The following is a 17,575-nucleotide window of genomic DNA, read 5'->3' as shown; positions in this document are numbered from 1 at the left end:
CCGCCCACTGGGAATCAATTCTTATCCAGACCGTAGCAGGAATGCAAAGTCCTGACAGCGAGTTCTGCATAGGGACCGTCGATCAGGATGGAAATCTTGATCTCGGAGGTGGTGATCGCCTTGATGTTGATGCCTTTTTCGGCAAGGGCGCGAAACGCGGTGGCAGCGACGCCGGCATGGCTGCGCATGCCGATGCCGATGACTGAGACTTTCACCAGCCCCGATTCGTTCTGCACGACATCGTAGCCGATCTTCTCCTTATGATCGCCGAGCACCTTGATCGCCTTCTCGACGTCGCCTGACGGCACGGTGAAGGTCATGTCGGTCTTCGATCCGTCCTCGGAAATATTCTGGACGATCATGTCGACATTGATATGGGATTCGGCAAGCGGCCCGAAGATCGCCGCGGAGACGCCCGGCCGGTCGGCAAGACGGCGAAGCGAGATCTGAGCCTCATCCTTGGCATAGGCGATGCCGGTGACTACTTCCTGTTCCACGATTTCATCCTCGTCACAAATCAGCGTTCCGGGCGGGTTCAACAGATCGCCCATGCCCGGAGCATCGGGATCTTCGAAAGACGAGCGCACGAAGGTACGCACCTTGTGCACCATGGCAAGCTCGACCGAACGCACCTGCAGCACCTTGGCGCCGAGCGAGGCCATCTCCAGCATTTCCTCGAAGGCGATCTTCTTCAGCCTGCGCGCCTGCGGCACGATGCGCGGATCGGTCGTATAGACACCGTCGACATCGGTATAGATATCGCAGCGATCCGCTTTGACAGCCGCGGCAATGGCGACGGCCGACGTGTCCGACCCGCCGCGTCCCAGAGTGGCGATGCGGTTGTCCGGTCCCAACCCCTGGAAGCCGGCGATGACGGCGACCTGCCCCTCGCCCATCCGCTTGACGATGTCGGAACCGTCGATCTCCAGAATCCGGGCTGCGCCATGTGCGTTGTCCGTGCGGATCGGAATCTGCCATCCCTGCCAGGACCGCGCATTGATATCCATCGCCTGCAATGCGATCGCCAGCAGCCCCGAGGTCACCTGCTCACCGGAGGCGACGACCGCATCATATTCCCGCGCATCGTAAAACGGCGAATTGGCGCCGATGACCTTCGGCGTGCCCTGCACCCAGCCGACCAGCTCATTGGTCTTGCCTGACATCGCCGAGACCACCACCGCGACCTCGTGACCGGCATCGACTTCGCGTTTGACGTGGCGGGCAACGTTCTTGATGCGGTCCAGGTCAGCGACGGACGTGCCGCCGAATTTCATTACGATGCGTGCCATATGCCTCTACCACGACTGGCGCCGGGAAGCGGAAACCCGACCCGGCATCACGAAAGCTCTGGGGCGAACGGCTTGGCGAAAGAGCCGGGCTCCTAGTTTTTGGAACCGCTCTAAAAGCCCAGGCCCTGAAGGCCCCAAGTTGCGGGGTCTCTTAGCGAGTTTGGCGGGGGGAGGCAAGCGCACGATATAAAGCAATTGCCGAGCGTCTGCACGCCCGTCGCTCCTCGATAACCTCCGCCCTTGACTTATGCCGCCGATCGTCCGACTTCACTTGTCACGAACGCAAGGAGTAGATGATGACGGAAGGCGCCAGGAGCACGATCGACCAGGGCGAAGTGGACCGCTTCTCGGCGATGGCGGCGGAATGGTGGAGCCCGACCGGCAAGTTCAAGCCACTGCACAAATTCAACCCCGTCCGTCTCGCCTATATAAGAGACAAGGCCTGCGAGAATTTCGGCCGTGATCCGAAAAGCGCCCGCCCGCTCGAAGGCCTGCGCGTGCTCGATATCGGCTGCGGCGGCGGTCTCCTGTCCGAACCCGTCGCCCGCATGGGCGCCTCTGTCGTCGGCGCGGACCCCTCCGAGAAGAATATCGGCATCGCCTCGACCCATGCGAAGACCTCAGGCGTTCCGGTCGACTATCGCGCCGTCACCGCCGAGGAACTTGCCGACGCCGGCGAGATTTTCGATATCGTCTTGAACATGGAAGTGGTCGAACACGTCGCCGACGTCGAACTCTTCATGACGACCTGCGCAAAGATGGTCCGCCCCGGCGGCCTGATCTTCGTCGCCACGATCAACCGCACGATGAAGGCGGCGGCCCTTGCCATCTTCGCCGCTGAAAACATCCTGCGCTGGCTGCCGCGCGGCACCCATCAGTATGAAAAGCTGGTGCGCCCGGAAGAGCTGGAAAAGCCGCTCACGGCAAGCGGCCTTGAGATTACCGACCGCACCGGCGTCTTCTTCAATCCACTGTCCAACCAGTGGAACCTGTCCAAGGATATGGACGTGAACTACATGTTGCTGGCAAAGCGGCCGGCATAGTTCCCGCAGACAATTAATCGGCTAACTTTCTGCGGCGCCTTCCCGCCAACTTTCAAGAGGGGCCAGGTGAACTGAATGCATCTCAGTTCACGTCTTCCGGCAGTACCGGAATGGCGGCGATCTCGATGCCTTCCTCCACCAGCGCCTGGGCCTCGTCGACCGTCGCCTGGCCGATGATGCCGCGGGCGTCCGCCTCGCCGTAATGGATCTTGCGGGCTTCCTCAGGGAACTTCGTGCCCACATCCTCGGAATTGGCTTTGACGGCGGCGACCGCCTCTTTCAGCTTTTGCAGGGCCTCCCGGCGCATGGCGTCCATCGCCAGCGTCTGCCTCTCGTCCTTCTTGCGCGCAGTCGACACCGAAGGCGCCATCAGGAGCTTGGAGACGGCGGCGGAATGGCAGATCGGGCAGGTCAGAAACCCGCTCGCGACCTGACGGTCGAAATCGGCGCTTTCTGAGAACCAGCCTTCAAATTCATGGGCATTGTCGCAGGTGAGGGAATAGCGGATCAAGCGGCGACGCCTCCTGCGACTGCCCCCGCGATTTTCTCGACCGAGAATTCCCGACCGTTCTTCAGGTTCGGGATCTTGTCATGGGCGGCCTTGACCGCGCCGGGATCGATCTCGGCGACGATGACCGCCTCGCCCGTTGGGCCGGCCGAGGCCAACACCGTGCCCCAGGGGTCGATGATCATCGAGTGACCGAAGGTCTCGCGCCCGTCCTCGTGCCGGCCGGCCTGCGCCGCGGCAACGACGAAAACGCCGTTCTCGATCGCGCGCGCTCTCAGCAGGATTTCCCAATGCGCCTCACCGGTCTGCTTGGTGAACACGGCAGGAACCGTCATTACCTCGGCGCCGGCAACGGCCTGAGCGCGGAAAAGTGCGGGGAAGCGAACGTCGTAGCAGATAGCAAAACCCATTTCCGCAAAGGGCAGCGACAGAACGCGGGCTTCCGAGCCGGCCGTATAGAACGCGCTTTCACGCCAGCTCTCACCATTGTCGAGATCAACGTCGAACATATGGATCTTGTCGTAGCGATTGAGGATCCGCCCGTCAGGACCGAAGAGGAAGCCACGATTGGCGATCTTGCCGTCGGCAAGCGCGATCGCCGTCGAGCCGACATGCATGTGGATGCCGAGTTCCCTGGCAAGCTCGGAGCCCGTCTTGACGATAATATCGCGCGCCTCATCGGTAAGCACGGCGCGTGCCGCCGCGCGGTCACGCTGCAGCATACCGGTCATTTCAGGCGTCTGCACATAGGTGGCGCCTTTGGCGGCCGCCTCGCGCACCAGCCGCGCCATGGCGGTGGCGTTCTTTGCCGGATCGACCCCGGAGCACATCTGAACGGCGGCGGCCTTGAAGCTCATCGGGTCTTCCTTCAGGCCGCCAGCATCGGATCGAGCTTGCCGGCGCGATCGAGCGCGAAGAGGTCGTCACAACCGCCGACATGTTCGGCGCCGATGAAGATCTGCGGGAAGGTCGCGCGCCCATTCGCCTTGCCGACCATCTCCTGGCGAAGATCCGGCGAATAGGTCGCGTCGTACTCGATATAGTGGACGCCTTTTTGTTCGAGAAGGGACTTGGCGCGGCTGCAATAGCCGCAGAACTGCCGTGTATAGATGGTGACGGGTACCATGATATCTCCGGATGCCGGGTATTTTCTGTCATATAGGCTCGGAAAGGGCCCTTGCAAAGGTCAAAACCGTTATCTCGGCCGCACCCGCCTTCCGCAGCGTCCGGCTGGCGGCGGCGACTGTCGCGCCTGTTGTGTAGACATCGTCGACAAGCACAATACGCTTGCCGAAAACGTCGTTCTCGCAGCCTTTGGCAATCGCGAAAGCACCTCTGACATTGTCCTCGCGCGCCTTGGCGCCGAGGCCGACCTGCTGGCTGGTGCGCTTGACGCGGATGAGCGTTGCAGCAAGCAACGGTTTGCCCGATAGGCTCGCCATATGGCGGGCAAGTTCGGCAGCTTGGTTGAACTTACGGGACAGCATGCGGGTGCGGTGCAACGGCACCGGGATCAGCGCATCGCAGCTTTCCACGGCGCCGTCGGAGGCACGCAGCATCCAGCCGGCCATCATCGGCGCCAGATCGGTGCGATCGCGATATTTCAACCCGTGAACGAGATCTCGGACGGCATGGTCGTGCGTCGCCGCTGACCGCAACCGGTCGAAAGGCGGCGGATTGGCGATCGCCTCGGCGCTGAGGATGCCGGCGCCGAGATCATGCGAGAAGGGAATACCGAGCACTTCGCAATAGGGCCGCTCGATGAAGCGGATGCCGGACCAGCATTTCGCACACAGTCCGCGATGGCCGCCGGTCGAAATGCCGCAGACGGAACAGGCGGGCGGATAGAGGAAATCGGCAAGCGCCAAAAACGGTCGCAGAAGATGCGCCCGGAGCAAATCTGCCGGCCGTTCGGAGTGGATCCGTTTCATGAGGTCGAGACTAGCCTGTTCTCTTCGAAAGGAAAATCGCCTTGCCGCTGCAGCGAGCCGGGACTATGGACATCCCCATGGAAACGATCTTCGACAGAGCCCTGATCGCCGCACATCGCCATCGCGCGCTCGTTAACAACGATTTGAAAGCCGCCTTCCTGCTCGACATCGCGGCCGAGGAAATAGCCGAGAGGCTTGATGTCGTCGAGCGGCGCTTCGAAACCGCCGTTGAATTGCATGGCACGACCGGTGCAGCCGCCCGCGCGGCAATGGCGACGGGCAAGATCGGCACGATGATCCGCGTCGAGAGCGAGAAGACGTATGCGGGCCCAGGCGAAACTTTTGTCGAGGCGACGCTCGAGGACGTGCCGCTTGCGCCGCAATCGGTCAATCTCATCCTCGCGCCGCTCAACCTTCATCTGACCAACGATACGCCCGGCGTTTTCATCCAGATTCGCCGCGCCCTGAAGCCGGACGGCCTGTTCCTGGCGGCCATTCCCGGCGCCGGGACGCTGCAGGAACTGCGCGACGTGCTTTTGGCAGCCGAGGTCGAGATGACGGGCGGCGCAAGCCCGCGCGTCATCCCTTTCGCCGATGTGCGCGATATCGGCAGTCTGATGCAGCGCGCCGGCTTCACCCTTCCGGTGATCGACGCTGAGAACTATACGGTCCGATACGACTCGCTCTTCCCGCTGATGCGCGATCTCAGGGCAATGGGCATGAGCAATCCGCTTGCAGCCCGCAGTCGCATGCCGCTGACGCGCGCCTTCTTCCTGCGCGCCGCAGAGATCTACGCCGAACGCCATTCCGATCCCGACGGACGCATTCGCGCGACATTCTCGATCATCTATGTCTCCGGATGGGCTCCGCACGAGAGCCAGCAGAAGCCGCTCCAGCCGGGCTCGGCGAAAGCACGCCTTGCCGACGCGCTGAAAGTGGACGAACACAAGCTCAGGCAGTGATCGTCCGCAGCTTCGTCAATTGACGGTGATATTGTTGCCGACCACGTTGAAGACGTTATGCAGGCTGCCGCTAAAGATGCCGAGACCGGAGACAAGCGCTGTGCAAATGATGGCGGCGATCAGGCCGTATTCTACCGCCGTTGCGCCGTTGTCATCTGCAAGAAATGCTTTCCAAAGACGCATTACCCCAACCTTCTGCGTGAACCGCCTGCAACGATCAATTCCACAGCCACCGAGCGATGGCCGTCATCCCAAGCGTCCGCTTCAGCAACCGGCGCCGACGCCGTAGCCTTGGACGACGCAGACTGAGCCGGGCGTGTCCTGAAGGACGCTACGACGAATGGTATAGTGCTTGCCGCTTTCGTTCTTCGGAATCGATCCGGTCGTGATCGTATCGAAATCGACCGGTGCACTCGCAAAGACACTTTTCTTCGAGGAATCCGCAAGCATAGGCGTCAGAATCAACGTCAACGCGACCACCGCCGTGCCGAACAGAAGGGCGATATTGAGCGCACCCGTCCTGCGCGAGGCAGACGAAGCCCGTTCCTTTTCCCGGACAGCTTTCCAGAAATCATCGTCCATGACGTCAAGCCTTTTAATACACGCACGCCAGATGCTTGATTGAGGCCGATCTTTGGCAGAAGGTGTTAAACGATCCATTAATATCCACAGCCGAAAACGCTGCGGCACAATAAAAATCAGACAATGCTAATACATGTCGGCCGGAACTCTGCAGTGGTTCACGGATGACATGCAATGGAATAAGAATTCAAAGCGGGTCGCACCGATTAAATTCAACGGGACGCGCTTTAAAGTAAATCCTGCAGCATCGGGATAAGCGGCTCGTCGGCGGGCGGCATGGGGTATTCGCGCAGCGCCTGCGCACGCACCCATTTCAAAGCCTGCCCCTCAAGGCCTTGGGCAATCCCCTCATAGCGCCGGCAGATATAGAGCGGCATCAACAAGTGGAACGTCTCGTAGGAATGGCTGGCAAAGGTGAGCGGCGCCAGGCAGGCGATCTTGGTCTTGACACCAAGCTCTTCCTCGAGCTCACGCACCAGCGTCTCCTCCGGAGTTTCGCCGGGCTCGACTTTCCCTCCGGGAAACTCCCAAAGTCCGGCCAGCGACTTTCCCTCGGGACGCTGTGCCAATAGGATACGCCCATCGGCATCGATCAGCGCACAGGCGGCGACCAGCAATATTTTTCGGCCTGCCTCGCTCATCGCGGACCTCGCTGCCAATAGCAATAATGATAGGCATCGCGAAAACCGAGGCGCTCGTAGAGCGCGATGGCCGGGCGATTGGAAAGCCTGACCTGCAGCCAAGCCGAGCGGGCGCTGCGCATGCGCGCCCACCTGAGCGCCGAAGTCAGGATTTCGGTGCCGAGCCCCTCGCGCCGCCGCGCTTCGCAGACTGAAAGCGACATGATGCCGGCAAGATCGTTGTCCTGAACGCAGAGCACGGTCGCGAGCGGTCCCTCCACGGCATTCTCAATCATGAACAGACCCGACGGCGGCTTGATCGCCGAAATGATTTCGGCAAGCGCCGGCTTCAGGCTCAGCGGCGCCCTGTCGACCGCCAGGTTGGCATCGACGAAACGGCCGACATCATGGGTCGGCAGATGATCGAGCGTATCCGGCAGCTCGGCCTCGGCGAGATCGCAGGTCATCACCATGGTCTCGTCGAACCGTGTCCAGTTCCGGGCGCTGAGAAGCTCGATCAGCACCGGCGAGGCGAGCGGCGTCTGACGGACCACGGCGGCGCGGCCATAGGCCTCGAACTTCCGGCTCGCCTTTTCCAGACGGATCTCGACATCGCGATGGTCCGAGGGGTCGAGCGGCACGATGGAATTCAGCCGGTTGGACGGGTGGCCCGCCGTCAGCCGCACCTGCCAGCTGCCGTCATATTGCACGGACGCCGCCGGCCAGGCACGAAAGCCGACGGCCTCCAGCCTGCGGACCAACGGCAGATTCGTTGAAGATATGGATGCCTGCACCAATAGACGATCAGCTCCGATAGTCGCCATTGATCGCAACATATTCCTTGGTGAGGTCGCAGGTCCAGACGGTCGCCGACCCGGTGCCGAGGCCGATATCGACTTTGACGGGGATATCCTGCGCTTTCATCACGTTTGACGCGGCTGCCTCGGAATAATCCGGGTCACGTTCGCCGTTGACGGCGACCCTGATGTCCCCGAACCAGATGGCGAGCCGGTCGCGGTCGGCCATCTCGCCGGATTTGCCGACCGCCATGACGATACGGCCCCAATTGGCGTCTTCGCCGGCGGCCGCCGTCTTGACCAGCGGCGAATTGGCGATCGACAGCGCAATGCGCTTGGCGGCGGCATCGCTCTCGGCGCCGGTCACAGTGATTTCGAGCATCTTGGTGGCGCCTTCGCCGTCGCGCACAACCTGCAGCGACAGGTCCTTCAGCACTTCGTTGAGCGCGGCGCGGAAAGCGGCAAGGCGCGGATCGTCGGCGCGTTCGATGCGCGCCTGGCCGTCCTCGGCCGCAGCCCCCGTCGCAAACAGCATCAGCGTATCGGAGGTTGACGTGTCGCTGTCGACGGTCATGGAATTGAAGGTCGGCCCGACGCCGTCGGACAGAAGCGCCTGCAGCGCTTCGGACGCGATGTCGGCATCGGTAACGACGAAGGAGAGCATGGTCGCCATGTCGGGCGCAATCATGCCGGCGCCTTTGGCAATGCCGTTGATCGTCACGGCCACGCCGCCGATCTCGGCGCTGCGGGTTGAAACCTTCGGATAGGTATCGGTCGTCATGATCGCCTTGGCGGCTTCGAACCAGAAATCGCCGGTCGCCTCGGCCTGCATCCTGCCAAGGACGCCTGAGAATTTGGTGGCGTCGAGCGGCTCGCCGATGACGCCGGTCGATGCCAGATAGATCTCGTTTTCGCCGCAGCCGACGGCCGCAGCAGCCGACTTCGCCGTCAGGGCGGTCGCCTGGCGGCCCTTCATGCCGGTAAAGGCATTGGCGTTGCCGGAATTGACGACGACGGCGCGCGCAGTGCCGTGCGGCAGGTTCGCACGGCAGAAATCGACTGGCGCGGAGGGGCATTTGGAACGGGTGAAGACGCCCGCGACCGATGCCGGCTTATCGAAGACCATCATCAGCACGTCGGTGCGGTTCTTGTACTTGATGCCGGCCGAAGCCGTCGCCATGCGCACGCCGCGCAGCGAAGGCATCGGAACGAAGGATTTCGGGGCGAGCGGCGAAACGGAACCTGACATGATGAAACCTGCCAATGAGCATTTCCCGGCGACTGAAAGAACCGGCTCGCCGTCCGGAAATGCGACAACAACGATAAGGAAGGGCCCGGAAGAACCGGGCCCTGATGCGAATATTACTGCTTCGGCGCCGGCTGGGCAGGCTCGCTGCCCGGCTCCGGCTGCTTGTTGGCCTCGTCGTAACCCTTGCGCAGCGTCTCGTCCGAGATCTCGACCTTGGCAGACGATTTGGCCTGGTTGAGGAGGGCAAGATACTTGTCGCGCATGACGAGCTGACGAACCTGGTCCTGCACCTGGTCGAAAGGCGGCGGCGGAGCGTCGCGCTTGTCCTCGACCTTGATGACATGATAGCCGAAATCGGTCTTGACGGGCGTTTTCGAATAGGTGCCCTTCTCGAGTGCGAAGGCCGCGTCCTCGAATTCCTTCACCATACGGCCGCGCGAGAAATAGCCGAGATCGCCACCTTCCGACTTGTTCGGATCAGTGGATTTTTCCTTGGCGAGTTCGGCGAAATCCTTGCCGGCGTCGAGCTGCTTGATGATGTCCTTGGCTTCGTCCTCGGTCTTGACCAGGATGTGGCGGGCGTGGACTTCCTCCTGCTTCGGCAGGGCGGCGACTTCCTTGTCGTAACGAGCCTTAATTTCGTCGGGCGTCACGGTGTCGACGACGTGCTTCTTGAAATAAGCATTGTGAAGCTCGCGGTCGGTGAGGTACTGCATGCGCTTCTTGAACTCGTCAGTCTGCTCGAGCTTCTCCGTTGTCGCGCCGGCCGCTAGCAGCTTCACATCGATGGCGGCGGACAGGGCTGCGACCTTCTTCTGGTCGTCGGGGAGCTGCGCCAGCTGCGGATCGAGGTTGGCGACGGCGAGATCGAGCTCAGACTGGTGGATCTCCAGATTGCCGACCTTGGCGACGACGGCGTCCTCTGCATGGGCCGGAGCCTGGAATGCAACGAAAGTTGCAAACGCCAGCACGGCGAATTTATTGGTGCTCAACATCAAATAACCCTTCACAGTTTCATCGCCGGCGTCAGCATCGCCCGTTCCAGCTCAAAATAGCCATCAACACCGGATTGTGGCCTTTCTGTATCCGCCAAATCCGTTGACATCATTCGACCCCCCTCTTATCTGTCACGCAACCTCGCGTCCAGAACAGTTTCCGGGCGTTTCAAGGCGTGCGCCTGATTTTCGGCTGGGCCGCGGACAAGAAACGTCGCGGATGAATATTGAGAAAGGACCAGTCACATGGTCAGCTTTGGCGGTATAGCCCGCAAGTTATTTGGGTCGTCCAATGATCGCCGCGTGCGGTCCTTCCAGCCGAACGTCGCCGCGATCAACTCCATCGAAGAGAAGACGAAGGCGCTGACGGACGAGCAGCTCGCGGCAAAGACCGTCGAATTCCGCGCCCTTCTCGCCGAAGGCAAGACGCTCGACGACATTCTGATTCCCGCCTTTGCCGTAGTGCGCGAGGCGTCGCGCCGCGTTCTCGGCCTGCGACCATTTGACGTACAGCTGATCGGCGGCATGATCCTGCATTCGAATGCGATCGCCGAGATGAAGACCGGCGAAGGCAAGACCCTCGTCGCCACCCTGCCGGTCTATCTGAACGCGCTTTCCGGCAAGGGCGTGCACGTCGTCACCGTCAACGACTATCTTGCCCAGCGCGATGCGGCGACCATGGGCCGCGTCTACGGCTTCCTCGGCATGACCACAGGCGTCATCGTCCATGGCCTCTCCGACGAGGAGCGCCGCGCGGCCTATGCCTGCGACATCACCTATGCCACCAACAACGAGCTCGGCTTCGATTATCTGCGCGATAACATGAAGTACGAGAAGAATCAGATGGTCCAGCGCGGCCACAACTTCGCGATCGTCGACGAAGTGGACTCGATCCTCGTCGACGAAGCGCGCACGCCGTTGATCATCTCCGGTCCGCTCGATGACCGCTCTGAACTCTACAATACGATCGACGCCTTCATTCCGTTGCTCGCACCCAGCGATTACGAGATCGACGAGAAGCAGCGTTCCGCCAACTTCTCCGAGGAGGGCACCGAGAAGCTGGAAAACCTGCTGCGTCAAGCCGGCCTCTTGAAGGGTAACGCGCTCTACGACATCGAGAACGTCGCGATCGTCCACCACATCAACAATGCACTGAAGGCCCACAAACTCTTCCAGCGCGACAAGGACTATATCGTCCGCAACGACGAAGTCGTCATCATCGATGAATTCACCGGCCGCATGATGCCGGGCCGGCGTTATTCGGAAGGCCAGCACCAGGCGCTCGAAGCCAAGGAAAAGGTGCAGATCCAGCCGGAAAACCAGACGCTGGCGTCGATCACCTTCCAGAACTACTTCCGCATGTACGACAAGCTCGCCGGCATGACCGGCACGGCGCAGACGGAAGCGGAAGAATTCGGCAATATCTACAATCTCGATGTCATCGAAGTCCCGACCAACCTGCCGATCAAGCGTATCGATGAGGACGACGAGGTCTATCGGACCTTCGACGAGAAGTTCAAGGCCATCATCGAGGAGATCCTCGACGCTCACAAGCGCGGTCAGCCGGTGCTCGTCGGCACCACCTCGATCGAGAAGTCTGAACTGCTCGCCGAGCGCATGCGCAAGCAGGGCTTCAACGATTTCCAGGTGCTGAACGCCCGCTACCACGAGCAGGAAGCCTATATCGTTGCCCAGGCCGGCGTGCCGGGCGCCGTTACGATCGCCACCAACATGGCCGGCCGCGGCACCGATATTCAGCTCGGCGGCAACCTGGAGATGCGCATCGAGCGCGAGCTCGGTGAACTCGAACCTGGTCCGGAGCGCGATGCCAGGATCCAGGCGATCGTCGAGGAGATCAAGGAGCTCAAGCAGAAGGCGCTCGCCGCCGGCGGTCTCTACGTCATCGCCACCGAACGCCACGAGAGCCGGCGCATCGACAACCAGCTGCGCGGCCGTTCCGGCCGCCAGGGCGACCCCGGCCGCTCGAAATTCTACCTTTCGCTTCAGGACGACCTGATGCGCATCTTCGGTTCCGACCGCATGGACAGCATGCTGACCAAGCTCGGCCTCAAGGAGGGCGAGGCGATCGTCCATCCTTGGATCAACAAGGCTCTCGAGCGCGCGCAGAAGAAGGTCGAAGCCCGCAACTTCGATATCCGCAAGAATCTGCTGAAGTACGACGACGTCCTCAACGATCAACGCAAGGTGATTTTCGAGCAGCGTCTCGAACTGATGGAATCGACCAATATTTCCGAGACCGTCTCCGACATGCGCCGCGAAGTGATCGAGGATCTGGTCGAGAAGCATATCCCCGAGCGCGCCTATGCCGAACAGTGGGATGCGGTCGGCCTGAAGACCGGCGTTGCCAATATCCTGAACCTCGATCTGCCGATCGAGGAGTGGTTCAAGGAAGAAGGCATCGGTGAGGACGATATTCGCGAGCGCCTGACGCAAGCCGCCAATGCCGCCTTTACCGAAAAGGCCGAGCGCTTCGGCGACGACATCATGCATTATGTCGAACGCTCGATCGTCATGCAGACGCTCGACCATCTCTGGCGCGAGCATATCGTCAACCTCGACCATCTGCGCTCCGTCATCGGTTTCCGCGGCTATGCCCAGCGCGATCCGCTGCAGGAATACAAGTCGGAGGCTTTCGAACTCTTCACCGGCCTCCTTATCAATCTGCGCGAGGCCGTCACCGCCCAGCTGATGCGCGTCGAGCTGGTGCAGCAGGCGCCTGCTGAGCCGGAACCGCCGCTGATGCAGGCCCATCATCTCGATCCGACGACCGGCGAGGACGATTTCGCCCCGATCTACCAGGCTTCCGAAGTCATCGTCTCACCTGAGAACCGGAATCCGGACGACCCCGCGACCTGGGGCAAGGTCGGGCGCAACGAGGCTTGCCCTTGCGGTTCCGGCAAGAAATACAAGCATTGCCACGGTGCCTTCGAGCAGGTCTGAGGATAAATCGTGAAAAGCTGGAAAATGCCGCCTCCGGGCGGCATTTTCTTTTCTGCGGCAGCACAAAAAACCTGGCCTTCACCACCGAATGGCAGCCCGATCCAGAACCGTTTCTTAACCCTGTTCTGTCAAGACTTCGGGGACGATTTGCCTGACCTCAGAGTTTTGCGTGTTCATCATGGCGGTCATAGAAACAGCGGAGAAACTGCTGCCCGCGGGCCTGCGCCCGATCGGCGGCCGCACGCTGCGCATGCTTGCCGCCATGCTCACCGAAGGCGGCGAAAAAGCCGCCGCCCGGCGGATGGCGCTGACGGCCTTCTCAATCCGCATCCTCAGCGCCGCCCTCGCCTTTATCTCGCAGATCGTGCTCGCACGGCTGATGGGCGAATATGAATATGGCATCTTCGTTTTCGTCTGGGTGCTGATCGTCGTCTTCGGCGATCTCTCCTGCCTTGGCTTCCATACCGCGATCGTCCGCTTTCTGCCGCAGTACAAGGCGGCAGGCGCCTTCGACGAAATCCGCGGCCTGACCGGCACGGCACGCATTTTCGCGATGCTTTCCGGCACAGTGATGCTCGCCGCCGGCATGATCGGACTGCATTTCTTCGGCGATAGGATCGAGACCTATTATCTCGTCCCGATCTTCCTCGGCCTGCTTGCCATGCCGATGATCGCGCTCGGCGATATTCTGGAAGGCACATCGAGGGCGAACCATTGGCCGGTGATGGCGCTGAGCCCGGTCTATATCGTCCGGCCGATTCTCATCATCGCCTTCATGCTGATCGCGATTGCAATGGGTGCAGAGCATACGGCCGTCACCGCCATGCATGCAGCACTTGCCGCCACCTTCGTCACCGCGCTGGGCCAGTATGGCGCGACACTCTATCGCCTTCGCCGGCACTATGACGAAGGTCCGCGCAAAATCGATTTCCTCGCCTGGCTCAGTGTCGCCTTTCCGATCTTCCTGATCGAGGGCGTGAGTTTCCTGCTCACCAATTCCGATGTCATCGTCGTCGGCATTTTCCTTGAACCGCACGACGTCGCTATCTATTTCGCCGCCGCCAAGACCATGGCGCTGGTGCATTTCATCAATTTCTCGGTCAAGGCCGCTTCCGGCCCGCGCTTTTCCTCGATCATTGCCGAAGGAGATCAATCCCAGCTCGCCAACGCCGCTGCCGACGCCGCCCGCTGGACCTTCTGGCCGGCGCTCGGGGTCGGCCTCGCCGTGCTCGCGGCCGGCCATCTGCTGCTGTCGCTATTCGGCGGCGCCTTCACGTCAGGTTATCTTGTCATGGCGATCCTGCTCGCCGGCATCCTTGCCAAGTCACTGGTCGGCCCGGCTGAAACACTGCTGATGATGGCGGGCAAGCAGAACCTATGTGTGGCGCTCTATGCCGGCGCATTGGCCGCCAATGTCGGCCTCAACCTTGCTTTGATCCCGGATTACGGCATCGAAGGCACCGCTGTCGCCACAGCCTCGGCCATGGCGGTCGAAGCCATCCTCTTGCATGTCGCCGTGCGCCGCACGCTCGGCATCGCCCTCTTCGCCTTCGCCAGCCCCTCCGCCGCAACGCCAGAAATGAGAGTTCGATAGATGGTGCGCCTGCCCCCCGTCACCGAAAGCACCGACAGCATCAGCAACCGCATGATCCATGAGCTCGCGGCGCTGCATTTCGAAGCGCCGCAGGCCGAGGCCCGCGCCGAGATCGGCCGGCCGGGGCGCGAGCTCTGCCTCTATCCCGGCAAGCTCGGCTACGAACTTCAGGATGAGCTCGACTTCCTGTCCAACCGGGCGATGGAACCGAACGTCTTTTTCTCCGGCCGCTTCCTTGCGCCGGCCATGCCGCGGATCGAAGACCGGCAGGTCAATTTCGCCCTCATCCGCGATCACAGCGCCGGCCGCAGCCGCATGCGCTTCCTCCTGCCGTTTTCGGTCGACAGACCGGGCTTTGCCGTCGGCCCCTCGATCATCCGCGGCTGGTCGAACAGCTTCGGGCCGCTCGGCACGCCACTCGTCGATGGCGAAGATGCGGCCGAAACCCTCGACAATTTCCTCGACGGCCTGACCGTTCCTGATCTCAACCTGCCGAGCACCCTGGTCTTGCCGGATCTGAGATTGAACGGCATTTTCGTGCGCATGCTCAAGGCCGTGGCGCTCAGCCGCAACCTTCCGCTCACCGTGACCAATCCCTATCTGCGCCCGATGCTGCAGAGTGAGGAAGAGGCGCCCGCCTATCTCGGCAAAACCATATCCTCGTCACACATGCGTGAGATGCGCCGCCAGTGGCGCCTGCTGGAGGAACAGGGAACGGCCGTCTACGCCGTCGCCCGCCAGCCGCGCGACGTCCACGTCCGCTTCGAGGAATTCCTGGCGATGGAGGCCGGCGGCTGGAAGGGCAAACGGCGAAGCGCTCTCGTCACCGATCGCTATCATACCGCCTTCGCGCGTGAGGCCGTGTCGAACCTTGCCGCCGTCGACGCCGTGCGCATTCATACGATCGATCTTAACGGCAAAGCGATCGCCGCCATCGTGGTGTTGATGATGGGCGGCGAAGCTTATACTTGGAAGACCGCCTATGACGAGAACTATGCCCGCTATTCGCCGGGCAAGCTCTTGATGAGCGAACTCACGGAATGGCACCTCGATGATGCCAACATCGTGCGCTCGGATTCCTGCGCCGTCTCCGATCATCCGATCATGAGCCGCTTCTGGCAGGAGCGCGAGGAGATGGGAACTTTGGTCATCGGCCTGACCCAGAACGGCGACCGCGACATGCGCCAGGCCGCCGCCCAGCTCCACATGTATCGCAGCACGCGTAACATGGCGAAGATGTTGCGCGAGAAGATCATGTCGATCGCCGGCCGGGGCTAAAGCATCTCCGGGAGCTTAGCCCTCAGCCGCAGCTTTCTCCCGCAACAGCCGGCGGATGACCTTGCCGGTTGTCGTCAACGGCAATGACTCGACGAATTCCACCTCGCGCGGATATTCATGCATCGAAAGCCGCATCTTCACCCATTCCCTGATTTCGGCCGCCAGCGCCTCGCTCGGGGGATGACCGGGTGACAGCACGATGTAGGCCTTGACGATCTCAGTGCGCACCGCATCGGGTTTGCCGACGGCTGCGGCAAGCTGCACGGCGGGATGGCCGATCAGGCAATCCTCGATCTCGGCCGGACCGATGCGATATCCGGACGAGGTGATGACGTCGTCGTCGCGGCCTTCGAAAGTGACGTAGCCGTCTTTGTCCTGCCGGCCGATGTCGCCGGTAAGCAGCCAGCCGTGGAGAAATTTTCGCTCGGTCGCCGCCGCATCGTTCCAATAGCCGAGGAACATGACGGGATCGGGACTGGCGATGGCGATCTGACCGGATTCGCCCGCCGGCAGTTCGTCGCCGGCCTCGCTGACGATCGCGACGCGATGTCCCGGCACCGCGCGTCCGATGGCGCCGGCCTTGGTGACACCAAAGGCGGCACTCGACGACAGCACGAAATTGCACTCCGTCTGGCCGTAGAATTCGTTAACGGTGACGCCGAGCGTGCGCCGCGCCCAGTCATAGGTCTCGCGGCCGAGCGCTTCTCCCGCGGAGCCGATTGTGCGCAGCACCAGATCATATTTCGAGCGCGGATCGGAAACCGATCGCATCAGCCGCAGCGCCGTCGGCGGGATGAAGGCATTGCGCACCTTCATCTCCGCCATGATCCGATAGGCCGTGTCTGCATCGAATTTCTGCGCCGGCGACGAGACGACGGGAACGCCGAGCAGAAGGCTCGGCAGCAACGCATTGAGCAGACCGCCGGCCCAAGCCCAGTCGGACGGGGTCCAGACCTTGTCGCCCACCTTGGGAAACCCTTCATGGGCGAACTGCATGCCGGGAATATGCCCGGGCAGAACACGGTGGCCATGCAATGCGCCCTTGGGCGGCCCCGTCGTGCCCGAGGTGAAGATCATCAGCGCCGGATCGTCGGGCGTGGTCTTCTCTCCCTCGAAGACCGGCGCATGCGAGGCGGTCAGATCGGCAAAGGAGAGGGCGTCGGCAGCCTCGCTGACACTGATCACATGTCGCAGCTCCGGCAGCCGAGCGCGAATTTGCCGGATACGATCGAGGCCGAAATCATTGGTGATGATTGCCGCCGCGCCTGAGATTCTGAGCCGATATTCAAGCGCCTCGATGCCGAACAGCAGCGCCAGCGGCAGGGCGATCACGCCCATTTTATAGATTGCGACGTGAGCAATCACGGTCTCGAAGGATTGGGGCATCAGCAAAGCGACGCGATCACCGCGCTTGATGCCGAGCGATGCCAGCGCATTGGCGAACATCGAAGAGGCCGCGGAAAGTTTACCATAGGTCAGTGAAAGATGGTCGCCGTCCGGGCTGAAATGCTCCAGACAGACGCGCTCGGGATCTCGCACCGCCCATTCGTCGCTGACAGCGCGGCCGATATTGAAATCCTCCGGAATCCGCCAGGAAAAATCACGGTAGAGATCGCCATAACGATCGAAGGACGGCAGTCGCATAGTCGAATTCCGGTGAAATGCTGCAGCAGCTAACACCTTGCGGCGCGGATACGCAAGCCGCAGACGAAACGGTGGCCGATCACGCATCATTGTCCGCATAGTCCGCAGTTTGTTCATTCAGC

General features: G+C 61.6%; 17 protein-coding genes. 5 read left to right on the top strand and 12 right to left on the bottom strand.

The window, feature by feature from the left end; genetic code table 11:
• Positions 1-14 precede the first annotated feature (14 nt).
• Positions 15-1,289, bottom strand: coding sequence for an aspartate kinase (locus B5E41_RS28610; protein WP_064697592.1), 1,275 nt, complete (start codon positions 1,287-1,289; stop codon positions 15-17).
• Between the two features lie 296 nt (positions 1,290-1,585).
• Here B5E41_RS28610 and ubiG point away from each other — a divergent pair, with 296 nt between their 5' ends.
• Positions 1,586-2,332, top strand: coding sequence for a bifunctional 2-polyprenyl-6-hydroxyphenol methylase/3-demethylubiquinol 3-O-methyltransferase UbiG (gene ubiG / locus B5E41_RS28605; protein ID WP_088397032.1), 747 nt, complete (start codon positions 1,586-1,588; stop codon positions 2,330-2,332).
• 82 nt (positions 2,333-2,414) lie between these two features.
• Here the strand turns inward: ubiG and B5E41_RS28600 are convergent, their stop codons facing one another.
• The 4 genes from B5E41_RS28600 to B5E41_RS28585 are packed head-to-tail and all read right to left on the bottom strand — an operon-like array spanning position 2,415 to position 4,771.
• Positions 2,415-2,843, bottom strand: coding sequence for a DUF1178 family protein (locus B5E41_RS28600; protein ID WP_088397031.1), 429 nt, complete (start codon positions 2,841-2,843; stop codon positions 2,415-2,417).
• Positions 2,840-3,697, bottom strand: a complete 858-nt coding sequence (locus B5E41_RS28595; RefSeq protein WP_088397030.1) for a carbon-nitrogen hydrolase family protein — start codon at positions 3,695-3,697, stop codon at positions 2,840-2,842. The genes B5E41_RS28600 and B5E41_RS28595 overlap by 4 nt, the downstream gene beginning before the upstream one ends.
• 11 nt (positions 3,698-3,708) lie before the next feature.
• Complete coding sequence (gene grxC / locus B5E41_RS28590) at positions 3,709-3,966, bottom strand: glutaredoxin 3 (RefSeq protein WP_088397029.1); 258 nt, start codon at positions 3,964-3,966, stop codon at positions 3,709-3,711.
• Positions 3,967-3,994: 28 nt separating this feature from the next.
• Positions 3,995-4,771 carry a ComF family protein gene (locus tag B5E41_RS28585; RefSeq protein WP_088397028.1) on the bottom strand — a complete coding sequence of 259 codons (777 nt, stop codon included), beginning with the start codon at positions 4,769-4,771 and terminating at the stop codon, positions 3,995-3,997.
• Positions 4,772-4,848: 77 nt separating this feature from the next.
• Between B5E41_RS28585 and B5E41_RS28580 the strand changes: the two genes are divergently transcribed.
• Complete coding sequence (locus B5E41_RS28580; RefSeq protein WP_088397042.1) at positions 4,849-5,733, top strand: methyltransferase domain-containing protein; 885 nt, start codon at positions 4,849-4,851, stop codon at positions 5,731-5,733.
• A 15-nt stretch (positions 5,734-5,748) separates the two neighbouring features.
• On the opposite strand, the gene B5E41_RS28575 is transcribed toward B5E41_RS28580, so the two are convergent.
• The 6 genes from B5E41_RS28575 to B5E41_RS28550 all read right to left on the bottom strand — a co-directional run bounded on the left by B5E41_RS28575 (position 5,749) and on the right by B5E41_RS28550 (position 9,976).
• Positions 5,749-5,916: a Flp family type IVb pilin gene (locus tag B5E41_RS28575; protein ID WP_088397027.1), complete on the bottom strand. Its 168-nt coding sequence runs from the start codon at positions 5,914-5,916 to the stop codon at positions 5,749-5,751.
• 81 nt (positions 5,917-5,997) lie between these two features.
• Positions 5,998-6,315, bottom strand: a complete 318-nt coding sequence (locus tag B5E41_RS28570) for a hypothetical protein (protein ID WP_064697586.1) — start codon at positions 6,313-6,315, stop codon at positions 5,998-6,000.
• A gap of 227 nt (positions 6,316-6,542) precedes the next feature.
• The gene (mutT, locus tag B5E41_RS28565; protein ID WP_088397026.1) at positions 6,543-6,956 is read right to left on the bottom strand and encodes an 8-oxo-dGTP diphosphatase MutT; all 414 of its coding nucleotides are present in this window, start codon (positions 6,954-6,956) and stop codon (positions 6,543-6,545) included.
• On the bottom strand, positions 6,953-7,759 hold the full coding sequence (locus tag B5E41_RS28560) for a GNAT family N-acetyltransferase (RefSeq protein ID WP_088397025.1): 807 nt from the start codon (positions 7,757-7,759) through the stop codon (positions 6,953-6,955). Before B5E41_RS28560 ends, mutT begins: the two co-directional genes overlap by 4 nt.
• Positions 7,740-8,981, bottom strand: coding sequence for a bifunctional glutamate N-acetyltransferase/amino-acid acetyltransferase ArgJ (gene argJ / locus B5E41_RS28555; RefSeq protein ID WP_088397041.1), 1,242 nt, complete (start codon positions 8,979-8,981; stop codon positions 7,740-7,742). The genes B5E41_RS28560 and argJ overlap by 20 nt, the downstream gene beginning before the upstream one ends.
• 113 nt (positions 8,982-9,094) lie before the next feature.
• Positions 9,095-9,976 (bottom strand): peptidylprolyl isomerase, encoded by an 882-nt coding sequence (locus tag B5E41_RS28550; protein ID WP_088397024.1) that lies wholly within the window; start codon positions 9,974-9,976, stop codon positions 9,095-9,097.
• A 246-nt stretch (positions 9,977-10,222) separates the two neighbouring features.
• Here B5E41_RS28550 and secA point away from each other — a divergent pair, with 246 nt between their 5' ends.
• The 3 genes from secA to B5E41_RS28535 all read left to right on the top strand — a co-directional run bounded on the left by secA (position 10,223) and on the right by B5E41_RS28535 (position 15,809).
• Positions 10,223-12,937 (top strand): preprotein translocase subunit SecA, encoded by a 2,715-nt coding sequence (secA, locus tag B5E41_RS28545; protein ID WP_088397023.1) that lies wholly within the window; start codon positions 10,223-10,225, stop codon positions 12,935-12,937.
• Positions 12,938-13,115: 178 nt separating this feature from the next.
• Positions 13,116-14,531 (top strand): lipopolysaccharide biosynthesis protein, encoded by a 1,416-nt coding sequence (locus B5E41_RS28540; protein ID WP_088397040.1) that lies wholly within the window; start codon positions 13,116-13,118, stop codon positions 14,529-14,531.
• Entirely contained in the window at positions 14,532-15,809 is a 1,278-nt protein-coding gene (locus B5E41_RS28535) for a GNAT family N-acetyltransferase (RefSeq protein ID WP_088397022.1), read from the top strand.
• 15 nt (positions 15,810-15,824) lie between these two features.
• On the opposite strand, the gene B5E41_RS28530 is transcribed toward B5E41_RS28535, so the two are convergent.
• A complete protein-coding gene (locus tag B5E41_RS28530; protein ID WP_088397021.1) occupies positions 15,825-17,453 on the bottom strand; it encodes an AMP-binding protein in 1,629 nt (542 codons plus the stop codon).
• Positions 17,454-17,575: the final 122 nt, after the last annotated feature.

Source organism: Rhizobium esperanzae (genome assembly GCF_002204185.1).
Classification (GTDB): Bacteria; Pseudomonadota; Alphaproteobacteria; order Rhizobiales; family Rhizobiaceae; genus Rhizobium; species Rhizobium esperanzae.
This window is presented reverse-complemented; position numbering and strand designations above follow the sequence as displayed.